Source organism: Mycobacterium sp., assembly GCF_035274705.1.
Taxonomy (GTDB): domain Bacteria; phylum Actinomycetota; class Actinomycetes; order Mycobacteriales; family Mycobacteriaceae; genus Mycobacterium.
In genome coordinates this window covers 1-24,559 of sequence record NZ_DATENY010000113.1, presented here as the reverse complement: position 1 = coordinate 24,559, position 24,559 = coordinate 1, and the positions used below count along the sequence as shown (strand labels likewise).

The 24,559-nt window shown below is 64.7% G+C and carries 24 protein-coding genes and 1 pseudogene; 8 read left to right on the top strand and 17 right to left on the bottom strand.

Annotated features, from left to right (window positions below):
• Positions 1-32 precede the first annotated feature (32 nt).
• Positions 33-170 (bottom strand): annotated as a pseudogene (locus VJV41_RS23815) (hypothetical protein); the annotation flags it as partial.
• Positions 171-275: 105 nt separating this feature from the next.
• Positions 276-890, bottom strand: a complete 615-nt coding sequence (locus tag VJV41_RS23810; RefSeq protein WP_325337878.1) for a TetR/AcrR family transcriptional regulator — start codon at positions 888-890, stop codon at positions 276-278.
• Positions 891-1,051: 161 nt separating this feature from the next.
• Between VJV41_RS23810 and VJV41_RS23805 the strand changes: the two genes are divergently transcribed.
• Together VJV41_RS23805 and VJV41_RS23800 are read left to right on the top strand one after the other, a co-directional pair.
• Positions 1,052-1,405 (top strand): hypothetical protein, encoded by a 354-nt coding sequence (locus VJV41_RS23805; protein ID WP_325337876.1) that lies wholly within the window; start codon positions 1,052-1,054, stop codon positions 1,403-1,405.
• Positions 1,406-1,524: 119 nt separating this feature from the next.
• On the top strand, positions 1,525-2,688 hold the full coding sequence (locus tag VJV41_RS23800) for an LLM class flavin-dependent oxidoreductase (protein ID WP_325337875.1): 1,164 nt from the start codon (positions 1,525-1,527) through the stop codon (positions 2,686-2,688).
• Here the strand turns inward: VJV41_RS23800 and VJV41_RS23795 are convergent.
• From VJV41_RS23795 to ligD, 3 genes are all read right to left on the bottom strand, one after another.
• Positions 2,675-2,824 carry a hypothetical protein gene (locus VJV41_RS23795; RefSeq protein ID WP_325337873.1) on the bottom strand — a complete coding sequence of 50 codons (150 nt, stop codon included), beginning with the start codon at positions 2,822-2,824 and terminating at the stop codon, positions 2,675-2,677. The genes VJV41_RS23800 and VJV41_RS23795 overlap by 14 nt on opposite strands.
• Before the next feature lie 375 nt (positions 2,825-3,199).
• Positions 3,200-3,607: an STAS domain-containing protein gene (locus tag VJV41_RS23790; protein WP_325337872.1), complete on the bottom strand. Its 408-nt coding sequence runs from the start codon at positions 3,605-3,607 to the stop codon at positions 3,200-3,202.
• Positions 3,608-3,725: 118 nt separating this feature from the next.
• Positions 3,726-4,958: a non-homologous end-joining DNA ligase gene (gene ligD, locus VJV41_RS23785; RefSeq protein WP_325337870.1), complete on the bottom strand. Its 1,233-nt coding sequence runs from the start codon at positions 4,956-4,958 to the stop codon at positions 3,726-3,728.
• Positions 4,959-5,023: 65 nt separating this feature from the next.
• On the opposite strand from ligD, the gene fadD2 reads away from it, so the two are divergent.
• Entirely contained in the window at positions 5,024-6,706 is a 1,683-nt protein-coding gene (gene fadD2, locus VJV41_RS23780) for a long-chain-fatty-acid--CoA ligase FadD2 (RefSeq protein WP_325337868.1), read from the top strand.
• Positions 6,707-7,143: 437 nt separating this feature from the next.
• On the opposite strand, the gene VJV41_RS23775 is transcribed toward fadD2, so the two are convergent.
• The 5 genes from VJV41_RS23775 to VJV41_RS23755 all read right to left on the bottom strand — a co-directional run bounded on the left by VJV41_RS23775 (position 7,144) and on the right by VJV41_RS23755 (position 13,218).
• Positions 7,144-7,461 carry a hypothetical protein gene (locus VJV41_RS23775; protein WP_325337866.1) on the bottom strand — a complete coding sequence of 106 codons (318 nt, stop codon included), beginning with the start codon at positions 7,459-7,461 and terminating at the stop codon, positions 7,144-7,146.
• An 803-nt stretch (positions 7,462-8,264) separates the two neighbouring features.
• Positions 8,265-10,457 carry an acyl-CoA dehydrogenase gene (locus tag VJV41_RS23770; RefSeq protein WP_325337864.1) on the bottom strand — a complete coding sequence of 731 codons (2,193 nt, stop codon included), beginning with the start codon at positions 10,455-10,457 and terminating at the stop codon, positions 8,265-8,267.
• A gap of 9 nt (positions 10,458-10,466) precedes the next feature.
• Positions 10,467-11,471, bottom strand: coding sequence for a 2-hydroxyacid dehydrogenase (locus VJV41_RS23765; RefSeq protein WP_325337863.1), 1,005 nt, complete (start codon positions 11,469-11,471; stop codon positions 10,467-10,469).
• Positions 11,447-12,589 (bottom strand): alpha/beta hydrolase, encoded by a 1,143-nt coding sequence (locus tag VJV41_RS23760; RefSeq protein WP_325337861.1) that lies wholly within the window; start codon positions 12,587-12,589, stop codon positions 11,447-11,449. Before VJV41_RS23760 ends, VJV41_RS23765 begins: the two co-directional genes overlap by 25 nt.
• Positions 12,586-13,218, bottom strand: a complete 633-nt coding sequence (locus VJV41_RS23755) for a TetR/AcrR family transcriptional regulator (protein WP_325337859.1) — start codon at positions 13,216-13,218, stop codon at positions 12,586-12,588. The genes VJV41_RS23760 and VJV41_RS23755 overlap by 4 nt, the downstream gene beginning before the upstream one ends.
• A gap of 76 nt (positions 13,219-13,294) precedes the next feature.
• On the opposite strand from VJV41_RS23755, the gene VJV41_RS23750 reads away from it, so the two are divergent.
• Positions 13,295-13,876: a VOC family protein gene (locus VJV41_RS23750; protein ID WP_325337857.1), complete on the top strand. Its 582-nt coding sequence runs from the start codon at positions 13,295-13,297 to the stop codon at positions 13,874-13,876.
• Positions 13,873-14,421: a hypothetical protein gene (locus VJV41_RS23745; protein WP_325337855.1), complete on the top strand. Its 549-nt coding sequence runs from the start codon at positions 13,873-13,875 to the stop codon at positions 14,419-14,421. The genes VJV41_RS23750 and VJV41_RS23745 overlap by 4 nt, the downstream gene beginning before the upstream one ends.
• Here VJV41_RS23745 and VJV41_RS23740 read toward each other — a convergent pair.
• Positions 14,418-15,035, bottom strand: a complete 618-nt coding sequence (locus VJV41_RS23740; protein WP_325337853.1) for a TetR/AcrR family transcriptional regulator — start codon at positions 15,033-15,035, stop codon at positions 14,418-14,420. The two genes, VJV41_RS23745 and VJV41_RS23740, sit on opposite strands and share 4 nt — an antisense overlap.
• An 82-nt stretch (positions 15,036-15,117) precedes the next feature.
• Here VJV41_RS23740 and VJV41_RS23735 point away from each other — a divergent pair, with 82 nt between their 5' ends.
• Positions 15,118-15,996, top strand: coding sequence for an oxygenase MpaB family protein (locus VJV41_RS23735; protein WP_325337851.1), 879 nt, complete (start codon positions 15,118-15,120; stop codon positions 15,994-15,996).
• On the opposite strand, the gene VJV41_RS23730 is transcribed toward VJV41_RS23735, so the two are convergent.
• Positions 15,993-16,589: a class I SAM-dependent methyltransferase gene (locus tag VJV41_RS23730; RefSeq protein ID WP_325337849.1), complete on the bottom strand. Its 597-nt coding sequence runs from the start codon at positions 16,587-16,589 to the stop codon at positions 15,993-15,995. The two genes, VJV41_RS23735 and VJV41_RS23730, sit on opposite strands and share 4 nt — an antisense overlap.
• A 54-nt stretch (positions 16,590-16,643) precedes the next feature.
• Here VJV41_RS23730 and VJV41_RS23725 point away from each other — a divergent pair, with 54 nt between their 5' ends.
• Complete coding sequence (locus VJV41_RS23725; protein ID WP_325337847.1) at positions 16,644-17,543, top strand: class I SAM-dependent methyltransferase; 900 nt, start codon at positions 16,644-16,646, stop codon at positions 17,541-17,543.
• An 86-nt stretch (positions 17,544-17,629) separates the two neighbouring features.
• Here VJV41_RS23725 and VJV41_RS23720 read toward each other — a convergent pair whose 3' ends face one another.
• A complete protein-coding gene (locus tag VJV41_RS23720) occupies positions 17,630-18,826 on the bottom strand; it encodes an alpha/beta hydrolase family protein (protein ID WP_325337845.1) in 1,197 nt (398 codons plus the stop codon).
• A gap of 49 nt (positions 18,827-18,875) precedes the next feature.
• The gene (locus tag VJV41_RS23715; protein WP_414685035.1) at positions 18,876-20,720 is read right to left on the bottom strand and encodes a glycosyltransferase family 39 protein; all 1,845 of its coding nucleotides are present in this window, start codon (positions 20,718-20,720) and stop codon (positions 18,876-18,878) included.
• 90 nt (positions 20,721-20,810) lie between these two features.
• On the opposite strand from VJV41_RS23715, the gene VJV41_RS23710 reads away from it, so the two are divergent.
• The gene (locus VJV41_RS23710; RefSeq protein WP_325337843.1) at positions 20,811-21,572 is read left to right on the top strand and encodes a trans-aconitate 2-methyltransferase; all 762 of its coding nucleotides are present in this window, start codon (positions 20,811-20,813) and stop codon (positions 21,570-21,572) included.
• Here VJV41_RS23710 and cysC read toward each other — a convergent pair.
• The 3 genes from cysC to VJV41_RS23695 all read right to left on the bottom strand — a co-directional run.
• Positions 21,569-23,431, bottom strand: a complete 1,863-nt coding sequence (gene cysC / locus VJV41_RS23705) for an adenylyl-sulfate kinase (protein ID WP_325337842.1) — start codon at positions 23,429-23,431, stop codon at positions 21,569-21,571. The genes VJV41_RS23710 and cysC overlap by 4 nt on opposite strands.
• On the bottom strand, positions 23,431-24,357 hold the full coding sequence (gene cysD, locus VJV41_RS23700; protein WP_325337840.1) for a sulfate adenylyltransferase subunit CysD: 927 nt from the start codon (positions 24,355-24,357) through the stop codon (positions 23,431-23,433). Before cysD ends, cysC begins: the two co-directional genes overlap by 1 nt.
• Positions 24,354-24,559: Stf0 family sulfotransferase (locus tag VJV41_RS23695; protein WP_325337838.1), on the bottom strand; the 206-nt coding region annotated here is incomplete at its 5' end. The genes VJV41_RS23695 and cysD, both read right to left, overlap by 4 nt.

Sequence of the window (24,559 nt, the reverse complement as noted above, 5' to 3'; positions counted from 1 at the left end):
CTTATGAGGAACTGGCCGACGAGGTCTGAGTTTCAGCGGCGCCGAACCAGCTGCGCCTGCTGAATGGCCGCGACGGATCCGCGTTCGTCGAACAGCGTGCCGACGGAGGCGCCGAATCCATCGCTCCCGTAATGGGTTTCGGCCCGGACGCCGATCCAATCGCCTTCGGGCCGCGCGGATCAGCCGGGTCGACCAGTTCGCAATGGGCGTCGGTCACCACTGAACATTATCGAAAGCGCAACGGGATCGCCTTCGGTAGGTGGTGGTCGGTGGAGTCATTGCCCTGAACGTCGGCGCGCCGGCGGCCGGCTGAGGCCCCCGACGAGGGCCTCGACGAGCCCGTCGAAATGGCCGAGCGTTTCGTCGGTAGTGGAGCTGCGGGAGACCACGCGGTACAGGATCGCCCCGATGACCGCATCGGCCACGGCCTCGAGGTCAACTTCTGTGCGTACCACGCCCGCGTCGACGCCATTTTGAAGTCGCTGGATGACCGCTTCGTGTTGCGGCCCGGTGAGTTGACGATAGAGAGCCTCACCGTCGCGAGGATCGTCGGCCGCGGCGGCAGCAAGGGCACGCACCAGGGCCGAATTCTCCGGTGCCTCAAGAGCCTTCGCATTGCTGTGCAGCCACGAGCGCAGGTCTGCGGCGATGTCGCCCGTGTCGGGCAGTTCGAATCCGCCTGGATATGAATCCATGACCGCCTCGGCCACGAGCGGCGCCTTGGAGGGCCACCGGCGGTAGACGGTTTGCTTGCCGACGCCGGCATGGTTGGCCACGCGGTCCATCGACAGCGAGGCGTAGCCGCTTTGGATCAGTAGTGCACGCGTCGCCTCGAGAATCGCGGCATGCACCGTATGGCTGCGCGGACGGCCCCGTCGCGACTCCGTCATAGACGAAGCTTAAGCCGACGATGGCAGCTTCTGGATGGTTACCAGGTTGTTGAAGAACAGCTTGAACTGCTCGGATGTTCGAACGCGGAGTCTGCCCGGTTCAATAGCGGCACCGCTGATTTCGCGACAATCGCCGCCCCGGAGTAGGACAATGCTGGGTTATGACCACCCCGTCGAACCCGCTGGCGGGCGTATGGGGAATCCCACGGGATCACGCGCTGGGCAGCAGGGCAGCACGACGGATCAGCCGGCGCTGCGCGGGCGTCGGCGTTCCGATCGCACCCGCGCGACTACAACAGATAGCGGCTGGTGCGCCGTGCGCGGAAAGTGAACTCACTGATCTCAAATTCGCGCTCACCGCGACCGAGATTCAGCGCGAAGAACGCCTCACCAACTTCGAGCGCAGACGTCGCCGCGGCATCCAATGGCTGATCGTCGCGGGCGTGGTTCTCGTGCTGCTGAACCTACTCATCTGTATGGCCTTCGTCGTGTTGAGCATGGCCCAGCACTACTGAACCAGGGCCGGCGGTCCCGCAACGATCAGTTACCGGTGATCGCACCTGACGAACCGGTGTCCGGCACTAGCCTCAGGTCATCGCGACCGCAAAGGGGCATTCACGCAAAGGGGCATTCAATGGCCAAGCTCAGGTTTGGATACTTCATCGCGCCGTTCCACCGCGCGGGCACCAATCCGACACTCGCACTGCAACGCGACCTCGAGTTCGTCGAACACATCGACGCACTGGGTTTCGACGAGGTGTGGTTCGGCGAGCACCATTCTGCGGGCAGCGAGATCATCAGCTCGCCGGAGATCTTCATCGCCGCGGCCGCCGAACGCGCGAAGCGGATCCGGTTCGGAACGGGCGTGATTTCGTTGTCGTATCACAATCCGCTCTGGGTCGCCGACCGCTTGATGCTGCTCGATCACCTCACCCACGGCCGCATCATCGGCGGAGTCGGACCTGGCTCTTTACCAACGGATTCGGCGATGATCGGCCTGACTCCGACCGACACGCGGGAGCTGCTCGAGACGAACCTCGACATCGTGGTGCGGCTGCTGGCCGGCGAGACGGTGTCGGCCAAGACCGCCACGCACGAATTGTTCGACGCCCGGCTGCAACTCGCGCCGTACTCCGAGGGCGGTATCCCGCTGGCGGTCGCCGCGGTGGCCTCGCCGACAGGAGCGCGGCTGGCCGGCAAGCACGGCATCGGCCTGCTGTCGATCGGGGCCACCCTTGTCGTGGAGGGCTTCGATGCGCTCGCCTACCACTGGGGCATCGTGGAGGAGCGCGCCGCAGCGTTCGGCACCCAGGTCGACCGCAAGGACTGGACACTCGTCGGGCCGTTCCACATCGCTGAAACCGATGAGCAGGCGCGCGCCGACGTCAAGTACGGAATCGAGCCCTGGTTCCGGTACTTCCAGAAAGTGGCGGCCTTCCCACAGATGACGATTCCTGGCGAGCAGCTCGACGAGATGATCGACATCATCAACGACGCCGGTGCCGGCGTCATCGGCACGCCGGAACGGGCACGCGCGCAGGTGCAGCGGCTGTGGGATCAGTCCGGTGGGTTCGGATGCATGCTGCAGATGGGCCACGAGTGGGCGAATCCCGCCGCTACCAAGCGGTCTGCGGAACTGTTCGCCGCCGAGGTCATGCCGCACTTCCAGGGCCTGGCGCAGCCGACGGTCGATGCGGCGGCCCGGGCCAGCGGAGTGCGAGAAGAGCTCGCACAAACACAGTTGCAGGCCATCGACCACATGACGAAGAAGTACCAGGACGAAATCAAGCCCGAATGACGGCTACATCGCGCGAATTCCGGTGAATATCAACAAACAAACCGACGACCAACGCGGAGTAGTAGACAACGGCAAGCCAGGTCGCGGGTAGGCCCCACGCTGCTGTGCCGATCACCAGACCCGCCGCGGCGTTCATCGCGAGCACCTTCGGATTGACCACAATCAGCCCAAAGCCGAGACCGAACGCGGCGATCGGCGTGATTTTTGCTCAGCGGGGTCAACCACGACGGCGCCGCGGCTGACCTGTCACGTGTCACCCAGTGCCATTCCCCGAGCGCGATCAGCACGGCGCCAGCGGCGATGCGCACCCAGGCGACAGCGCGACGACGAGCGCCGGCGGAACGAACTCGCCGAACACCGTTCCCCAACCACCCGACACGGGTGGTGACTCTATAAGCGAATTTGCGTCAGCCGCTTGTCAGGGCAAGAGTGCCGCGCGGCTTGTGGCGCCGGCCGTGCACCAAGAACTTCAACCACCGAATGTCGAGAAGCACTGTGATCGATCCTGTCTCTAAGCGCTCTTGGTGAGAAGCGGAAGGAGCCGGCGGCGTTCGAGCATTTCGTCGGCGAAATGGTTGAGCGCATCCGCGACCGAACCATCGGTCGGCACGTCAACGTCGGCGATACGCAGTGCGCGATGTACCGGTTGGCTCGCCACCAGAGACCACTCGATCCCGGCTGCCGTGCAGGCGTCGTCGATGTCGTACAGCAGCGAAACCATATGTGGAGAAGCCGAACTCACGTCGCTGAGATCGAGAATCACGGGCTTCTCACGAACGACGAAACGCTTGGTGTGTTGGCAGACCCCGTCGAGATTGGCATCGTCCAGGGCGCCGCGGATCGTCACCACGGTGGCAAGTTGTCGGCTGTGCGCCCGAATCTGCGCGCCGTCGCAGTCGAATGCCGGATTTCCGTACATCCGCAGCCTCCCCTGTTTCGCCCGACTTGTCACTGACGGTAACGATCCGATATAAGGCAACGGGGAGTAGCCGCTAATACTTTATTAAGAACCGGTTTTGGTTCGTACAGCAAACTGATCAGCCGCGGCGCATCCACTGCGGTCCGGAATAGTTCTGCCACGGGTTGTAGTCGGCAAGCAGCGGCTCCTGCGGTGGCCGCTCCTGTTCAGGAACGTGCTGCAGATTGATCCGAATGCGGTACCAGATCGAACTGGGCCCGCGCATGCCGTCCACGAGAATGTCTGCGGGTTCGAGCTTTTCAGCTACTGCTGGGTAACGTGAGCGCCATTCGTCGAGTGTGGCAATGGCTTCGTCTTTGGTCTTGGTGCGCGCGATCTCGATCAGCGGCATCACCGACGCTCGCCTGCCCGTCCCCTTCTTCGCCCCCTTCGGCGCTTTCTCGGCCGGCCCCAACCGGTCGGCGAGATCGAGCAATGCATCCAAAGTGCCGGCGTGATCGTCGATGGCCTCCCACGGGTCGCCGTTCTCGAATCGCTTCGGCACGGTCGCGATCGTGAAGGCCTCGGGATGGCAGTCGGCGACCTCGGCCCAGTACAGCGGTGTCGAGACCCGGGCATCCGGCGTCGCGCGGACCGAGTACGCCGAGGCCACCGTCCGATCGAACGCGTTCTGGTTGAAGTCCACGAACACGCCCTGGCGTTCTTCCTTCCACCATCGAGCCGTGGCAAGTTCGGGTGCCCGCCGTTCCACTTCGCGGGCTACGGTCTGCGCGGCCAGCCGGACGAACTTGAAGGGCCATCGCCGCTGAATGCGGGCGTAGATGTGAAATCCGCGCGACCCCGACGTCTTGGGCCACGCCGTCAGGCCATGCTCCTCGAGTACCTCCCGGGCGACCAGCGCGACGTCGATGATTTGCTGCCAATCGACCCCAGGCATCGGGTCGAGGTCGACTCGCAGTTCGTCGGGGTGAGCGAGATCGTCGGCGCGAACCGGGTGCGGGTTGAGGTCGACGCATCCGGTATTCACCGCCCAGGCCAGACCGGCTGCATCGTGGATGACCGCCTCTTTCGCCGAGGTTCCGGATGCGTACTTAAGCTCCGCGACGTCGACGAAGTCCGGCCGTTTCTCCGGTGCCCGCTTTTGAAAGATGGCCTCTTCGGTGATGCCCTTGACGAACCGCTTGAGGATCATCGGCCGGTCGGCGACGCCGCGCAGCGCACCGTCGGCAACAGCGACGTAGTAGTTGATCAGGTCGAGTTTGGTAACCCCGATGGCTGGGAAAACGACCTTGTCAGGGTGGGTGATAGCGACCTGCCGACCGTCCACTTCCAGCGTTAGTGGAGCGGCCATGTGGCCATCGTAATTGCGCTCAGCATTCAGGCCGCGGTGCGACGAGCGTCACATATGGTGAGGTTATGCCCAAGCTAACTGATCTTCCGTTGCAGGCAGTCGGCAAAATCCAGCAGCTCGCCGAACGCGGCTCAGCCGAACTGCACTACGCCCTGAAGATGCTGGAGGCCGGCGCGTTCAAGATCGAGCCGCCGCAGAATGTCGCCGCGATGGTCGCCGACATCCGCCGCTGGGGTGAATTCGGCATGATCCCGGCGCTCAACGCACGCCGGACGCCCAACCGCACCGCGATCATCGACGACTTCGGCGAAATCACATTCAAGGAACTCGACGAGGCCGCCCACGAGGTTGCCAACGGGCTGTTGGACAAAGGGGTCAAGGGTGGTGACGGTGTCGCGATCCTTGCCCGCAACCACCGGTGGTTCTTGATCGCGGCCTACGGCGCCGCGCGCACCGGTGCCCGCATCATCCTGCTCAACAGCGAGTTCTCCGGACCGCAGATCAAAGAGGTCGCCGAGCGCGAGGGCGCCAAGCTGATCATCTACGACGACGAGTACTTCGATGCGGTGTCCAAGGCGGATACACCGCTGGGCAAGCTGCGCGCGTTGGGCACCAACCCCGACAAAGAGGACTCGCCCAGCACCGACGAGACACTGGAAGACCTGGTCGCGCGCAGCAGCGGCAAGCCCGCACCCAAGGTGACGAAGCATTCGTCGATCATCATTCTGACCAGCGGCACCACCGGAACCCCGAAGGGCGCCAACCGCAGCACGCCACCGTCGCTCGCCCCGATCGGCGGGATCCTGTCGCACGTGCCGTTCAAGGCGGGCGAGGTGACGTCGCTGCCGGCGCCGATGTTTCACGCACTGGGCTATCTGCACGCCACCATCGCCATGATCCTGGGCGACACGCTGGTGCTACGGCGACGCTTCAAGCCGCCGACGGTGTTCGAAGACATCGAGAAGCACAAGGTGACTGCCGTGGTCGTCGTCCCGGTGATGCTGTCCCGGATGCTCGACGCGCTGGAGAAGATGGACACCAAGCCGGACCTGTCGTCGCTGCGGATCGTGTTCGTGTCCGGATCGCAGCTCGGTGCGGAGTTGGCACAGCGCACGTTCAAGGACCTAGGGCCGGTCGTCTACAACCTTTACGGCTCAACGGAAATCGCGTTCGCCACCATCGCCAGACCCGAGGATTTGGAGAAGAACCCCGCGACGGTGGGACCGGTGGTCAAGGGCGTGAAGGTAAAGATCCTCGACGACAATGGCAACGAGCTTCCGCAGGGCGAGGTCGGCCGGATCTTCGTCGGCAACACCTTCCCGTTCGAGGGGTACACCGGCGGCGGCCACAAGCAGATCATCGACGGGCTGATGTCGTCCGGAGACGTCGGCTACTTCGATGAGAACGACTTGCTCTACGTCAGTGGGCGCGACGACGAAATGATCGTGTCCGGTGGCGAAAATGTATTCCCCGCCGAGGTCGAAGACTTGATCAGCGGCCACCCCGAGGTCGTCGAGGCCACCGCCCTTGGCGTGGAGGACAAGGAGTGGGGACACCGGCTACGCGCGTTCGTGGTCAAGACCGACGGCGCCAGCATCGGCGAGGAGGACATCAAGTCCTACGTCAAAGAGCACCTGGCGCGCTACAAGGTCCCGCGCGAGGTGGTCTTCCTCGACGAGCTGCCGCGCAATCCGACCGGCAAGGTGTTGAAGCGTGAGCTGCGCGAGATGGAAGTGGAACAAGGCTAGGGGCGGTAGGCACAACCGCAACGCCCGGATCTCGAAATCGATTGTGCAGTAGTGTATTTGGTGGCGGCGTAGCGTCGCCTGCAGGTTGCACTCACGGTTGTGGATCGATGGCATGTAACAGCCGTACGTGCAATATTCACCTTTGAAGACAGGCGTCCTACTTCGTCGGGCGGTCCTGAGGCTTGCATATCCCGGAGTGACCCGTCTCGTATGCCCTCCGTCTCGGAGACATGCTGATTGTTCCTGTCCCGCAATGGTTTATCGACAAACGCACTGCTTATCAATATCGCCACATGGGTTGCCATCGCCGTAGAGTTGTCACTCGATCATGCTGACGATGGCCGTCGGCTTCTTCACGCCATCGATGTCTGTGCTCTATCTCGCGTTCGTATCACCGGACCACGTGCGGGACTTACCGCGAAGACTCCGTTCGCGTTTCAGCTCAACGAGGCGTGAATCGCCGCCGCTGGAATCGACAGGCACACCAGCATCAATGTCAGCAAGAACCAGCCCGCACCCTGCCATGCCGGCCACGCGCCCTGTTCCTTCCATACCCGATAGGTCTTGACAAACGCGCCTATTCCACCGGCGAGCAGGATCGCCGGAACGAGCGACGCAGCCACGACTGAATCGCGCGCGGTGAATGCATATACCGCGAATACGACGCCCGCCACCGCCACCACTGCGCCTACATACAGTGCGGCCTCGTGAAATGTTCCCGGTCGGTCGAACCGCTTCTCAACGTCGTGTGTCATGTCTTTCGGATTTCCAGTGCAGGGATGCCGAAACCATTAAGGACCGTTGACGTACCAGGACAGACAGCCTGGCAGATTACGGCAGGCGATGATCGCGGTTGCGTCAGGCGCTGATCCACGGACCCTGGGGCTTTGGGGCCCAGGAAGCGTACAGCTCGGGATGAAGGGTGCTCCCGGTATCACGCCGTTGTAGCAAGGTTGGGCTGTCGCCTGCGGGGCCGTTCCCGTGAAGAGAGCGGCCGGCGCGATGACCAGGATGAGCACGGCCGCTGCGGACATTGCAAGACGCACGGTGAATCGTCCGATGATGCTCATAATCAATCCCAACGGCGTGGGGCTATCGACTATTTCGATCGTAGACCCCTATTGACGCCCCGGTCAGCAACTTGGCAACCGCATCTGAAAACCGCACGTAGGCGGTGTCGCTGGTCGTTCGAACGGGCATTCCGAAGCCGACAGTGCGTCGCATCGCCAATGACCTCACCGAGCCGGGGCATGGTCGAGCTCACTTCGGACGGATAGGTCGCCGGTTCGCGATTGATCAATCAGGGGGTGCATTCGGCGCATCACCCGGGCGCCGTGCTTATGGCTCAGCCCTGTCTGCACGACCTGCATTTGCACACCCGTCCACCGACGGCCGGATGATCGCTACTTCCGTGGTGCCGTCGGCCAAACCCGCCGTCGGATCGGGAAAGTCGAATTCCCTTGGCTCCAGGGTGATTTCGGGATAGGCGCCTAGAAGTGCCGCAACAGGCGCAGCGTGACCCCACGGTCGCTACCGGTCGTGGGGCCCGTCCTCCCTCTTACGGATCGCGAGGCAGTCCCAGCAGCCGCTCGGCGATGATGTTGAGCTGTACCTCAGACGTGCCGCCGTAAATCGTAGTGGCGCGGCTGGCCAGTAGCATCTGTGCCCACTTGCCCGGCAGCTGTTCGGGATCGCCGATCGCGCCGTCGGTGCCGAACGAGGAAACCGCGAATTCCGCGTAGCCCTGGCCGGTGCGCATCGACAGCAGCTTGGAGATCGCGGCCGCCGGCATTGGGTCACCGCCGGCCAGCGTCAGCAGGGTCGACCGCATGTTGAGCACCTTCGCGGCGTGGCCCTCGGCGATCAGCTTGCCGGCGCGGTTCTGCCCGATCTGGTCGAAGTGGCCGTCGCGCAGGAACTCCACGAAGCCGTCCAGGTTGGCCAGGAACGGCGGCTCGCTGCTGCCGATCGACACCCGCTCTGCGGTCAACGTGGTGCGGCTGACTTCCCAGCCGCGATTGACTTCACCGAGCACCAGGTCGTCGGGCACGAACACGTCGTCGATGAACACGGTGTTGAACATTGCGTTGCCGGTCAGTTCCCGCAGCGGCTTCACCTCGACGCCGTCGCTGGCCATATCGAGCAGGAAGTAGGTGATGCCATTGTGTTTCGGGGCGTTCGAGTCCGTCCGGGCCAGCAGCATCCCCCAATGCGACACCTGTGCGCCGGTGGTCCAGATCTTCTGGCCGGTGATGCGCCAGCCGCCGTCTACCTTGGTGGCCTTGGTGGTCAGGCTGGCCAGGTCCGAACCGGCGCCCGGCTCGGAAAACAGCTGGCACCAAATCATCTCGCCGCGGAACGTCGGCGGCAGGAAGCGCTGCTTCTGCTCCTCGGTGCCGAACGCGACGACCGACGGGATAAGCCATGCCGCGATGCCCATCGCCTGGCGGCGGACCCGGCCGGTGTCGAACTCCTGGGCGATGATGATCTGCTCGATCGGACTCGACCCGCGACCCCACGGCTTGGGTAAGTGGGGCATCGCCCAACCGCCCTCGGCGATCGCGACGTTGCGCTCTTCACGTGGAATCGCTTTGAGCCCTGCGACTTCCGCGCGGATCTCGTCCCGCAGCTTCTCGGTCTCCGGGTCGAGATCGATGTTGATCGGCCGCATTCCGCTGTGAGTCGCTATGTCGACCACCTGCTGTGGGTAGTCCGCATGGCGGCCGAAGCAGGCCGCAAGCACGATCGCGCGGCGGTAGTAGACGTTGGTGTCGTGCTCCCAGGTGAAGCCGATGCCGCCGTGCACCTGGATGCAGTCCTGCGCACAGCGTTGTGCGGCGGCGGGTGCCAACGTCGCGGCGACGGCCGCGGCGAACTCGTAAGCGGTTTCTTTCGAGCCGGTTTCGCGATGCTCGTCGATCGCGCGGGCCGCGTCCCACGCAGCCGCGGTGGCCCGCTCGGTGTCGGCGATCATCTCGGCGCACTTGTGCTTGATGGCCTGGAACTGGCCGATCGGCCGGCCGAACTGTTCGCGGATCTTCGCGTACGCCGACGCGGTATCGGTCGCCCAGCGTGCGACACCGATCGATTCCGCGGACAGCAGCGTCGACATCAGCGCCCGCGCCAGCGTCCGGCTCAGGTTGGACAGCACGCGGTCGTCGCCGACCTCGACGGCGTTGGCGCGCACGTCGGCCAGCGGCCGCAGCGGGTCGAGGCTCTGGACGGGCTCTATCTCCAGCTGATCGGCGTCGAGCACCACCCACTCTTCGCCACTGTCGATGGCGACCGGCAGCACGAGCACCGACGCCTGCGCGGCCGCCGGCACGGCCCGTACCTCGCCCCGGATGACCAGGCCGTCACCGTGCCGCGTGGCGGTCAGGCCCGAATCGATGGCATAGGCGGCGATCACCTCGCCGGACGCCAGGTCGTTGAGCAGCTTGGCGTCGGGATCGTGCGCCGAGATCAAAGCGCTCGCGATCGCCGAAGGGACGAAAGGGCCGGGCACGGCGCCGTAGCCGAACTCGGCGATGACGATCGCCAGTTCCAGGATGCCAAAGCCTTGTCCGCCAACCGATTCCGCTAGGTGTACGCCCTGCAAGCCCTGGTCGGCCGCGGCCTTCCAATACGGCGGGGGATTGGGAATCGGGGTCTCGAGGGCTTCGTGCAGAACGTCCGACGGCGCCACGCGCGCCACCAGCGACCGCACCGAATCGGCCAGGTCGTTGTGCTCAGGAGTGATTGCGATGGGCATACTTGCACCTCATTGTGGCGGGGTCTCCCTATTAACCGGTCGGTTGGGAACCACGATACCGTTCACGACATTCGCCAGATCCCGCTTGTCCCGGATCCGGCGACAGTTCTCGACGGCGTGTTCGAGGTAGCGGCGCATCGTGTCGGCGGTGTACCAGGTGACGTGCGGCGTCAGCACCACATTGTTCAGTGTGAGCAGGGGATTGTCGGCCGATACGGGTTCGACGGCGAACACGTCCAGACCTGCGGCGGCCAGCCCTCCATTACGCAGCGCGTCGACGAGCGCATCCTCGTCCACCACCCCGCCGCGCGAGGTGTTGACGAGCACTGCGTCCGCTTTCATGAGGGCCAGCGCCGGGCTGTCCAACATGCGCGCGGTCTGTTCGGTCAGCGGCAGGTGCAGGGAGACGATGTCGCTTTCGGCGAGCAGCTCGGGCAGCGGCCGCCAGCCGGAAAGGCCGTCGTCGCGTGTGCTGGTGTGCAGCACACGGGCTCCCATCGAAGCCACGAACTTTTCCACACTCTTGGCGATGTTGCCGTAGCCGACCAGCCCGACCGTGCAGCCGCCGATGTCGCGCACCGTCTCGCCCAGGCTCGGGTCCGACGGCCAGCCCTTGCCTTCGCGGGTCAGCCGGTCCAAGGCGGGCAGTCGACGCAACGCCGCGAGCATCAACAACACCGTGCCCTCGGCGACCGAGGCCGCGTTTGCGCCAGGCATATTCGCCACGGCGATACCCAGTCGGGTGGCGGTGTCGACGTCGATGGTGTTCACCCCGGCACCCATCTTGTGCACCAGCCGCAACTTCGGCGCGTTCTCGAGATCGTCACCAGAGAGGGGCCTCAACACGTGCCAGACCACGTCTGCGTCGGGCAGCTCGCGGTAGAACGTGTCGTTGTCGTCCTCGGCGCAGTACCGAATGTCGAGCCAATTCGTCTCTGGTGCAAGGAATTCGGCTACCTTGTCGCCGGGAGTGAAATGCGCAAGGACTCTTAGCGCCACCGCTTCGCGATCCACTTCGCGATGGTATCGGCTTGCTCGCTGCGCGCACCGGGGGTGGTGAAGTAGTGGTCGGTGTCGACAGAGCACTGGGATTTGTCGGTGCTGGCCAGCGCGTCGTAGATGCGCTGCGCATCCGAGGGGTAGACGCCGGTGTCCTGTTCGGCGTTGATGACCAGAGCGGGACATTCGACGCGCGCGAGGTGGGGCTCGGCGCGGGTCTGTGCATGCCGCAGACTCCACATCCCCAGCCAGTTGCGCAGGGTGCACGCCGCCGCGATGCCGTGCGCGGAGCGGTTCGCCTTGGCCGGCAAGCCGGCGTAACACATGTTGGCCGGACGCTTCGTCGGCTCCAGCGTCGGGTCGACCATCCGGGGATCGGCCCAGGTACGCAGCACAGTGAATGGGCGATCCGAGAAGCCGGCAGCGTGTACCCGCTTGAGTTCGGTCTCGGCCCAATCGGTGATGGCGTGGTTGCGGGCAAGCTGCGCCGAGCGGTAGCGCTTGAGGAAGTCGGGGGAGTAGGGCGGCCCGTTCTGCTTGTTGAACAGGTCGAGGTCGGGATTGGTTGCAATGGCGTCGTTTTCGTCGACGATGGAGGGGTCCATCCAGGCCGTGAGCACGTCGGGCCGTCCGGGATGGGCCGCGCTGGCGATATAGCCGTCGGCCGGCGGCAGGTCGTTGAGCCCGGCCGCCGGGCGCATGCCTTCCAGCGGAGTGACGTGTGGGTCGACGGCCTGCGCTTGGTAGGCACCCATCAGCGACCCACCGCCGGAATTGCCCAGTAGCACCACGATTTCCACATTTTGAACTTCGCGCAGCCAACGCACGCCGACGCCGATGTCGACGAGCGCGTGGTCGAGCAGAAAACTGCTCTCGTATCCCCGATAGCGGGTGTTCCAGCCAAGGAATCCGATGCCGCGGGTGGCGATGTAGTCGGCAAGGTAATGCTCGGAGAAATCGATCTGGTAGTGCGTGGCGATGATCGCGACCTTGGGCTTGCGACCCACTCCGCGGTGGTAGAGCCCCTGGCAGGGGTGCCCGCCTGATCCTGCCCTGCGCGCCGTCGGTGAATCCATTCCGACGAACTCGCGGGTGACTCCGGGTGCGCCGGATGCTGCCGGTGGTCTGCTCATTTCAGCCCGGCCTCCTTGGGATAGATCGTCCTGTAAAAGAAGTTGGCAAGCGTGGTGATGCACGCTTCGTCGTCCACGAAATCCGCTTTGTTTTCGGACAGTTGGGTGTAGCAGAACTGGTTGAGCATCGACACCATCGCGACGGCGACCAGGTGCGGATCGTCGTCGACAGGAGAAAGTCCTTGGTTCTGAGCGTGTTTGACCATGCCGGTGATCAGTCCGATCGGGACCGAGCAGATATCGCTCCAGTACTCGGCGAAATCGTCGCTCACCATCGCCAGCTGCGACACGCTGATCATCTCCGCCAGCCGGTGGCGGTAGGTGGTCCAGTGCGCGGCCGCGGCCTGATACGAGCGCTCCCAGCTCGTCAGGCCAGGTTCCTCGGCGGCCCGTGAACGTTCACGAGCCTCGTCACGGAATCGTACGGCCCACTCGCGGACCATCGCTTCCTTGGAGTCGTAGTAGTTGTAGAACGATGCGGTAGACCTGCCGGCTTCGGCGGCGATGTCCGAAATCGTCGTTGCCAGAATGCCCTTGCGTGCAACCACCCCTCGGGCCGCCGCGTCGATCGCGGCCTGCGTTTGCCGTCCGCGCAGAGTGGGCAACTGCTCGCGGGGACTGACCGTCACGAAGCTCCTCGGCCGTTGATTGAAACTGAACCTGATGTTAGATTCAGATTTCGAGCTTGGCTAGAGGAGATGCCAGATGATCAAGCCGAACAACCCCAATTCCGAGTTCGAACTCGGCGGCATCAACCACGTCGCGCTGGTCTGCTCGGACATGCAGCGCACCGTCGACTTCTACAGCAATGTCCTTGGCATGCCGCTGATCAAGTCGCTCGACCTGCCGAGCGGCATGGGCCAACACTTCTTCTTCGACGCGGGCAACGGCGACTGCGTCGCGTTCTTCTGGTTCGCCGAGGCGCCGGACCGCGTTGCGGGTATCTCGTCGCCGGAAGCGATTCCCGGCATCGGCGACATCGTCAGCGCGGTGAGCACGATGAACCACCTCGCCTTCCACGTGCCTGCGGAGAAGTTCGACGAGTACCGGCAGCGGCTCAAGGACAAGGGCGTGCGCGTCGGCCCGGTGCTCAATCATGACGAAAGCGAGGCGCAGGTCTCCCCGACGGTGCATCCCGGCGTCTATGTGCGGTCGTTCTACTTCCATGACCCGGATGGCATCACGCTCGAGTTCGCCTGCTGGACCAAGGAATTCACCGACAACGACACCAAGACAGTGCCCAAGACCGCGGCTGATCGTCGGCCCCCGGTGGCCGCCGGAAGGTGACCGACGGGGCGCTGTCGGACGCCGCTATCGCGGCGCTGTCCGCCGACGAGCGCCGGGAGCTGATCTTGCGGCTGGAACGCCCGCTTGGCGAGCTGTTGCCCGCATCGTCACTCGCGAGACTGCGCCGCATTCGTATTGTGCTGATGGTCGGCGCGTCGATCGGCCTGATCCCCTGGATCGTTTACCTCTCGCTCACATTGCCCGACAAGTACGTTGCGCACAACTGGACCACAACATGGGTCGGATTCGACATCCTCCTGCTGGTCTTCCTGACCACCACCGCCGTGCTCGGCCTACTGCAACGTCAGCTGCTGATCCTCACCGCGTTCACCAGCGGCATCCTGCTGATCTGCGACGCGTGGTTCGACGTGATGACCGCAGCGCCCGGCGACAGGTGGCTGTCGTTGTTGACAGGCGGGCTCGGTGAGCTGCCACTGGCGGTCGTTCTGATCACGGGTGCGCTTCGCATTCTGCGGTTGACCGCAACCCGGCTGTACCTTCTAGACCCGGGCATGCCGCTGTGGCGAATCCCGTTGCTGCCCTAGCCCTTGGAGAGTTTCGGATCCGCGAGCTTGTCGATGATCGCCGCCAGCTGGTCGACAAGTTGATCGTGTTCGAGGTCGATGTCGCCGGCCAGCCACGCGGTGATGGTCTGGGTCACGCCGCCGACCACGAAGTGTGAGAACGCTTTGGTGCGCTCATTGCCTTGGGCCCCCAACGCACCCGCATGCTGGAACGTCAACATCGCCATCAACGCGAAGGACTCCGCGCGCTTGCGCAGCACAACCGAATTGGACAGCTGAGAGCTGAACAACAAGCGTCCTACGCGGGGATCGGCGGCGATGGCGTGAAGGATGTTGGCCATACCGGCCGTGCTCTGCTCCTTCGGAGGCGCGGCCGCCACCGCCGCCTGCGTGGTGGCCGCGATGTCGGCAATCACCCAGTCGTACACCTGCGCGACGAAATCGTCCTTGTCGGTGAAGCTTTCGTAGAAGTACCGCAATGACACCGCGGCCTGGCGGCAGATGCCCCGCACCGTCAGTTCGGAGGGGTCGGTCTCCGATCCGAGGATGTCCAGGCCCGCTTCGAGGAACCGGCGGCGACGGTCGGACAGCCGATCGGCCGCCTCGACGCCGCGGTAGGGCCGCACTTGAGCCATCGCGTCAATCTTGACACCGCGGTCAGCACAAGTGCAATATATCTGGAAACAGACGTTCTCACTTTTATCGACAGGTGGGTCAATGACGATCGTCGAACGTCCGGTGAATGAGGCCGCGACGACGCTGCCAGCGTCTTCACGACGAGGCGCAGACTTCGGTGACGGCCTGATGGGTGTGGCACTGCTGGCTGGGCCCGCGAACGTGATCATGCAGTTGGCACAGCCGGGCGTCGGCTACGGCGTCCTGGAGAGCCGAGTCGAAAGCGGACGGGTCGACCGGCACCCGATCAAGCGGGCCCGCACCACCTTCACCTATCTCGCGGTCGCCACCAACGGAACTGACCAACAGAAGGCCGCGTTCCGGCGTGCGGTGAACCGCGCACACGCGCAGGTGTATTCGACCGACGAAAGCCCCGTCAAGTACCACGCATTCGACAAGGATCTGCAGCTCTGGGTGGGGGCGTGCCTGTACAAGGGCGCGGTCGACGTATACCGGACGTTCGTCGGGGAGATGGACGAGGAGTCTGCCGAGCGCCACTATCGCGAGGGGATGGCACTCGGCACCACTCTTCAAGTGCCGGAGGACATGTGGCCCGCCGACCGGGCCGCATTTGACCGGTACTGGCAGGACGCCGTGGACAAAGTGCACATCGACGACACCGTTCGGGAGTATCTGTATCCGATCGCCGCGTCCAGGGTGCGTGGCGTCACGCTGCCTGGCCCGCTGCAGCGGTGGTCGGAAGCCGCTGCGCTGTTGATCACGACGGGCTTTCTGCCGCAACGGTTCCGCGAGGAGATGCGGCTGCCGTGGGACGCTGCAAAGCAGCGCCGGTTCGATCGGCTGATCGCCGTGTTGCGCACGGTGAACCATCTGATGCCGCGGTTCATCCGGCAGTTCCCGTTCAATGTGCTGCTGAAGGACCTCGACCGGCGGATCCGCGCCGGCCGTCCGCTGGTCTAGGTGGCCGGCGCGCGCCAGAGGATGAACACGCGTCCCAAGAGCAGTAGCGACAACTGTGCACCTGGTAGCTCCGCGCGTACGTGACGATGTAGCGAGGCGACGGTATCTCGTGGCGGCCATACCGTCGGGGCGCTGTGTTCCCATTTCCCGCGCAGCCGGATCGCGACTCCACGGGCGACTAATGTGACCAGGGCCCAAGGTAATCCGCGCAAACCGGGTCGGGCAAACGTCACAATCGCAAGGGTTCCGCCAGGCTGCACGCGGTCGCGCAGTCGTCGCAGCGCGATCCCGGTGTCAGGGAAGTGATGCAAGCTGGCGTTGGAGACCACGGCATCGAAACTGCCCAGCTCGTCGCCTGCCGTCAGGAAGTCGCCGTGCGTCCACGCGACGGGTGCATCGGGAAAGCGCTCGCGCGCCCGCTCCAATACCGGCGCGTCGATATCGATTGCCACGACATGCGGTATGCGGCGCGCCAGCCGTGCTGCTAGGAATCCGTCTCCACAGCCGACGTCTAGGGCGGATTTTGCGTCGCGTGCGACGGAGGTGTCGATCTTGCCGTCGTAGTGGATGTTGATGTTCCACGGTTGGGTCATGTGTCGAGTGTGCCAACCGTTCGACTGTCAGGATGTTGGCGTATAAACGCGTAGGTGCGTACTGAAAACGACTCCTGGGACATCCATACGAGCGTCGGCGCGACCGCGTTGTTCGTCGCCGCCTCTCGAGCATTGGAGGCGCAGAAGCCGTCTCCACTTGCCGTCGATCCCTATGCCGAGGTCTTCTGCCGGGCCGTTGGCGGCATGTGGGCCGAAGTGCTCGACGGCAAGCCCACCGATATTCCCCTTACCACGACGGAGTTCGGCAAGTACTTCGTGAACTACCAGGGAGCGCGGACCAAGTACTTCGACACCTATTTCCGCGCGGCAGCCGATGCAGGCGTGCGCCAGATCGTGATGCTCGCGGCGGGCCTTGACTCGCGGGCATACCGGCTCGATTGGCAGGACGGGACCGTGGTCTTCGAACTCGACCGGCCGCAGGTACTCGAATTCAAACGGGAGGTTCTGAGTCAGCACGGCGCCACACCGTCGGCAGAGCGCCGCGAGATCGCCGTCGACCTACGCGATGACTGGCCACAGGCTCTGCGCGACAACGACTTCGACGCATCCAAGCCGTCGGCGTGGATCGCCGAGGGGCTGCTGATCTACCTGCCTGGCACGGCCCAGGCCCAACTGTTCGCCGGTTTTGACGGGCTTGCGGCGTCCGGCAGCCACGTCGCGGTCGAGGACACCGTGCCCCTTGACGCAGAGCTGTACGCGGCCAGGCGCGAAGACGGCGGGTATGAAACCGCCGATGGGAGCAACTTCTTCACGCTTACCTACAACGAGCAGCACGCTCCTGCCGACCAGTGGTTAACGGAACGCGGTTGGGATGCGACCGCCACGCCATTGAGTAGCTACCTCAACTCGGCCGGCCGCCCCATTCCCGAGGCCGATTCCGATGCAGGCGTCATGAGCGGCAAGATCAGCCTGGTCAGCGCAATCAAGAAGTAGTCCCACTTTCCACGACCTACGGACGCCGCTGCGGGGACGGCACGGGCCCGCGCTCACCGCGCTCAGCCCGCTGTCGACGAACCGACTCATTCGAACATGAACCCGCGCATGAATCGGGTCATCCGGCGCAAATAGTCCGGCTGGCTTACGTGCAGGATGTGGTTGCCGGGGAACCAGTGGAACGCGCATCGGTCCCAGTGCTCCCACAACAACTCCGCCTGTTGTGGCGGCGCCAGCCGATCTCCCAGCCCGGTGATGATCAGCCTGCGGTCCTTGGGCACCAGCGGTGGGTAGTTCAGCGGTGAGTGGTACATGGAGGCCGCAGTCGCCAGCTCGTCATCCGTATCGGCAAGTATGTTGCGCAAGCGCACAACCTGGTTGGCGGGGAACCATTCGTCGGCGGTCTTCTCCGGAGTGACGACGGGAACGTTCGGAATCACTGCCTGGATACGGTCCTCGACACACGCGATGAGCGCCGAGGTGTAGCCGCCGAGCGACATGCCCGTCAGCGCAACCCGGTCGACACCGGTGAACTCCAGATAGTCGACGAGCGAACGGAAGTCGTGCACCGCCTGTGCCATCGCCTCCGCGAAGCCGGCGAACCCGTGCGCGAAATACCCGTATCCGGAAAACGGTGAACCTTTTTCGGCTCGAGGTCCGTGGAACGGCAGGGTGTACAGCAAGACGTCGTAGCCCGAGCGGAAAAACCATGGTAGCGAAAAGAACAGGCCGTTGAACAGGTACGGCGAGCCCATGAAGCCGTGAATCACGCACAGGGTCGGATGCGGTCCGTCGTCGTGCACCCAATGCTGTGCGCGCACAATGTTGTTGCGCAGGTATCCGTGGCACTGCCCGCGCAGCGCCGGGTTGACTGCTTCGAAGCTGCTGTTGAACCGGATGTTGTGCACCCGGCCCTTGGCCATCCATTCAGCGACGGGATTGGCCGGCCGTGACGAGATTCGCGGTTCCGACGTGGGCGCCGGGAACGACACGGTGGGATCCTGCGCCTTGGCGAGTTCCGCATAGTACTTCAGATGGTCACGCTCAGTGCGGGATTCCGAACGCCGCAGCGCCGCGGTGATCACCGGCGGCAGCATCGCCGCTCCGACCAGTGACGCGATCGCGGTGCGCAGCGCGATGTCGGCAACCGCTGAGGAATCGACGATCAGCCGCTGCCGCAGCGTGAGGTCGATTCGGCGGGGCAGGCCACGAGCGCTCGCGTCGGCACCGGTAACGTCGGGAACTGGGATCGGCGGATCTACCGGAGCGGCATCGGACGGCATTGTCGGCCTTTCTCACCGGGATAAGGCAATTCGATGGTAACCCGGGAAGTCAGGCCAATCGGTAAACGGTGGATTCGCCAATCACTGTGCCGGAATAGTGCTGGGCAACCCATTCGGCGATCTCGCGGGTGTGCGACCCGCTATGGAGAGGGCTGCGCACAACCTCGCCATGATTCGTGCGGCGTCCCGCCTCGACATAGTAGGAAATCCTGCCGGCATGCACATCGTCGATGAACTGTTGCAATGTGGGTACCGGATCCCCGCTCCACCCGCCGATCGCCATCACCGACGTGCCGGACGCGATTTCGAGCGCAGCCGCAGACTGCGAACCGTTCGTGGCGGCCGACCACTGCGTGTGGGTGGCCGCAAGCAGGCTGGCCAATTGACCATTGGTGCCCTCGTCGCCCATCCAGGCGCCCGTCACCTTCGTCGGCCGAATCGCGGACGGGATCGAGCCCTGATGCGCCGTTGATGCGGTTGCGATGGAGAACGCGATGGTGCCGGCCAGCGCGGCCACTACTCCGACGATGACCGCGACGATCCCTGGCCTCGGCCACAGAACTCCGACGACGGCGATGACCGACGTTGCACCGATCAACCCACCGATCCACGATGGACCAAAGTGGTTGCCGTGCAATATCACTACGGCGGATACCGTCGCCAACGCGACCATCGCCGCCATCGCGAAGCGCCCGTCCCAGATTGTCCGGCGCTGCCAGGCCCACACCGCGCCTGTGCCAACCATCGCGGCGATACACGGTGCCAGCGCGACCGTGTAATACGGGTGGACCATTCCGCCCATGTAGCTGAACACCACACCGGTCACGGCGAGCCAGCCGCCCCACATCACCAACCCGCACAACTGCATACGGCCGAGTTGCCGGCGCAGTGTCAGGTGGATTCCGAACGCGATTGCGAACAAAGCCGCCGGCAACAGCCAGGCGATCTCGTTGCCCATCTCGCCGGTGAACAGCCGTTCTAGTCCGGCGTGCCCGCCGAACATCTGCGCACCCGAACCTCCCCAATCGCCGAGCGATTCGCGGTGGTGCCCCAGGATGCGGCTGATTCCGTTGTAGCCCAACGCCAAATCGAGGACTGTGTTGTCGGCGGAACCGCCGATGTAGGGCCGTGCGCTCGCAGGCACAAGCTGCACAGCCGACACCCACCAGCCTGCCGCGACGATCAATGCAGCCACCGCGGCGAGCAGGTGCAGTGCGCGTTTGAGCCACGACGTCGGCGCGAGAAGCACGTACGCCAGCCCGAACGCCGGCAGCACCAAGAAGCCCTGCAGCATCTTGGTCAGGAACGCGCCGCCCATCACGACGCCGACCAGCACCAGCCACCGCCACGACGCGGACTGCACCGCACGCGCCAGGCAATACGCGGCCACTGTCAGCAGCAGCACCAGCAGCGCGTCGGGATTGTTGAACCGAAACATCAACGCCGCGGCGGGTGTGAATGCCAGCACCGCGCCGGCCAGCAGGCCCGCGACCGCGCCGTCGGTCGGATCGGTGAACGTCCGCCGGACTGTGGCATACACCATGCCGACCGCCGCTACGCCCATGAGCGCTTGTGGTGCCAGCGCCGACCAACTGTTCACGCCGAACAACCGCATGGACAATCCCGTCACCCAGACGGAGGCGGGTGGCTTGTCGACGGTGATGAAGTTGTTGGCATCGAGCGACCCGAAGAACCATGCCGACCAGCTCTGTGAGCCGGCCTGGGCGGCGGCGGCGTAGAAGGTGTTGCCGAAGCCACTGGCCGAGAGGTCCCACAGATACAGAAGAGCTGTCGCCGTCAGTAGCGAAGCCAACGCCCACCGCGGCCAGTGGCTGGTGTGTGTGGGTGCGGCCGGGTCGACGGCTACGGCGGATGCGTCGACGAGGGCAATCACACGCCTACGGTGCCGGTCTTTGCTGGCCCCCAGCCTGTGCCGCGGCTGTCAAGCCGCTGTGAGTTTGATGGCGGGTGCGACACTGGCGTCATGTGGAACCCCGACGTCTACCTGGCCTTTGCCGACCATCGCGGCCGCCCGTTCTTCGACCTGCTCTCCCGCGTCGGAGCACAGAATCCGCGCCGGGTCGTCGACCTTGGCTGCGGCCCCGGCAATCTCACGGTCAGCCTCGCGCAGCGCTGGCCCGACGCCGTCGTCGAGGCGTTGGACAGCTCAGCGGAGATGGTCAAGGCCGCCCGCGAACGCGGCGTCGACGCCCGGGTTGGCGACGTGCGGGCATGGACACCGCAACCGGATACCGACGTCGTGGTGAGCAACGCCACCCTGCAGTGGGTGCCCGAGCACGCCGAACTGTTGTTGCGCTGGGCGGACCAGTTGGTGTCCGGCTCGTGGATCGCGGTGCAGGTGCCGGGGAACTTCGATGCTCCTTCGCATCGGGCGGTCCGCGAACTCGCTCGGCGCGATCCATGGTTGGAACCGTTGGCGGACTTCCCGTTTCGTGAAGGTCAGGTCGAATCCCCGTCGGGATACGCGGGGCTGCTCACCGACGCCGGCTGCAGCGTCGACGCATGGGAGACCACGTACATCCACGAACTAGGCGGTGAGCATCCCGTCCTGGAGTGGATCACCGGGACCGCGCTCACACCGGTGAGGAGCCGCCTGTCCGACGAGCAGTGGGAACAGTTCCGCCACGAACTGATTCCGATGCTTGACGCGGCCTACCCGACGCGGGCCGACGGTAAGACGTTCTTTCCGTTCCGCCGGATATTCGTTGTGGCCCAGGTGAATTAGATGCCGCGACGCTGGTCCAGCTGGTCGATCACCTGCTTGACGAGCTGGTCGATGTTGGCCCCGGTGGTGTCGAGCACCAGATCGGCGTTCTCGGGCGCTTCGTAGGGCGCATCGACACCGGTGAGGCCTTTGAGCTCGCCGGCGCGGGCACGCGCGTACAGCCCCTTGGGATCCCGCTTCTCGCATTCCTCGCGTGGCGTGGCCACGTACACCTCGATGAACGGCAGCCTTGCCGCGTTGTTGAGCGCGCGAGCGATTTCACGGTCGGATTTCAAGGGAGAAACCAGGGACGCGAGCGCCACTACACCGGCATCGGCGAAGAGACGGGTGAGATGCCCTACGCGGCGGATGTTTTCGGCTCGATCACCCGCCGAGAAGCCGAGATCGTCGGACAACCCGTGCCGGATGTTGTCGCCGTCCAGGAGGTAGGCCACCTCACCGGACTCGACGAGCGCCCTCTCCACCGCGACCGCGATCGTCGACTTGCCTGATGCTGGCAAGCCGGTGAACCATATCGTGGCCCCGCGCTGACCTGTGGCCGTCCAGCGGTAGTCGCGGTCCAGTGAAGAAGGATGCCAGCGGACGTCGTTGCGGGTCTGCACGCCGGGCTTGACCTCGCGGGGCTCGGTGATGATGCCGGCGCCGACGGTGTCGTTGGTGGTCTCATCGATGAGGATGAACGCGCCGCTGTCACGGTTGTCGGCGTACGCGTCAGCGACGACGATGGAGCTGGTTCGCAGAGTGACCGAGCCGATGTCATTGAGTACCAGCTCGACCGGGTTGTCGAGCTCGTCGAGGGTTTCGGGATCGAGCCTGCTGTGGAGTGCCTGAACGGTGGTACGCACGGTTCGTGTGCCCTGCTTGAGGGCTAACCGATCGCCGGCACGCAATGGGCTGTCGCGGAACCAGCACACCGTCGCATCGAGCTCGCGCGCCAGCACGGGCAGCGACGCATCGTCGGTGTCGCTGACGAAGACGTCCCCGCGCCCGACGTCGATGTCGTCGGCCAATTCGATCGAAACGCTAAGCGGTGCAACGGCCGTCGTGCGGTCGTCGTCGAGCGCATCCACGACAGTCACGGTCGACCGAGTGCCCGAGGGCAGGCTCAGCACCGGATCGCCAACCTTGAGCGTTCCCGCCGAGAGCCTGCCCGTGTAGCGTCGGCGCTGATCGACCGTGGGGCGCGACACCCACTGCACCGGCAGTCGCAGCTTGTTCGGCTCTGGTTGTGGCGCAGTCAGTTCGACGCCTTCCAGATACTGGAGCAAGGTGGGCCCGTGGTACCAGGGCGTGTTGTCGGATCGGTGCACGACGTTGTCGCCGAGCTTCGCGGCGATCGGGATGACCGTGATGTCGAGTCCGCCGAGACGGGCGGCGAGCTGACGCAGTTCGTCCTCCACTTCGGTGAATCGCGCGTGGTCGAAGTCGACGAGGTCGATCTTGTTGATCGTGGCGACGAAATGCGTGATGCCCAACAGCTTTGCGATGCGCGCGTGGCGGTTCGTCTGCCGCAACACGCCGGCGCGCGCGTCGACCAGCAAGACAGCGACATGGGCGTTGGACGCGCCGGTGAACATGTTTCTGGTATAGCGCTCGTGGCCAGGTGTGTCGGCGAGGATGTAGCTGCGCGCGTCGGTGGAAAAGAAGCGGTACGCGACGTCGATGGTGATGCCCTGTTCCCGTTCGGCGCGCAGACCGTCCGACAGCGCGGCCAGGTCGGCGACGCCTTCCTCGTCGGTGACCGCTTCGAGGTGGTCGAGCGGCAGGCTGTCGGTGTCGTGCAGCAGCCGGCCGATCAGCGTGCTCTTGCCGTCGTCGACGGAGCCTGCGGTGGTGATGCGTAATAGCTGACGGGTCATCAGAAATATCCCTCGCGCTTGCGGTCCTCCATGGCCGCCGCCGATGTGCGGTCGTCAGCGCGGGTTTCGCCGCGCTCGGAGACGGTGGCCGCGGAGATCTCGGTGATCACCTGTTCGATCTCGGTGGCGGTGGACCGGACCGCGCCGGTGATGGTCAGGTCACCGACCGTGCGGTAGCGCACCCATTCGACCGCGGCGGTCTCGCCGTTGGTCGGCGAGGCGTAGTCCGACACCGCCAACAGGATGCCGTCGCGCTCGAACACCTCGCGTTCGTGAGCGAAGTAAATCGAGGGCAGCTCAAGGTTTTCCAGCTCGATGTAGCGCCAGACGTCCAGTTCGGTCCAGTTGCTCAGCGGGAAGACCCGGACCTGCTCGCCCTTCTTGATCCGGCCGTTGTATAACGACCACGGCTCCGGTCGCTGCGAACGCGGGTCCCATTGGCCGAACTCATCGCGGAAGCTCAGGATGCGTTCCTTGGCGCGGGCGCGCTCCTCGTCGCGGCGGGCGCCGCCGAAGGCCGCATCGAATCCGCCCGCCTCCAAGGCGTCGAGCAGAGTGCGGGTCTGCTGGCGATTGCGGGAGGCGCCTGGACCGGGGTCGGGCACGCGACCGCTGTCGATCGACTCCTGCACCGACGCCACGATCAGTTTGTGGCCGTGGCCGGTGACCCTGCGGTCGCGAAACTCGATGACCTCATCGAAGTTGTGACCGGTGTCGACGTGCATGACGGGGAAGGGCAGCTCAGCCGGCCGAAATGCCTTCTCCGCCAGCCGCAGCAGCACGATCGAGTCCTTGCCTGCCGAGAACAGCAGCACGGGCCGTTCCAGCTCGGCCACCACCTCGCGGATGATGTGAACCGCTTCGGCCTCGAGCAGCCGGAGTTCGTCGACATGCAGGGTGTCGAAGTTGGTCTCGACTGTCGTCATGTCGGTAGTCCCTCCCTCTCGGCGTCCGCGCGATAACGGTCCACCCATTCATCGGAGCGCTGGTCGGCCTGGCGTTCCAGGACCGGCGCGGGTGCCAGCCGCGGATCTTCGCCGAGTGCCTCAAGGACTTGGGCGACGACGTCAGTCAGGTTGCGCCACAACACCGGATAGGGGACGTCGATCGGGTGGACGTCCTCTTCGA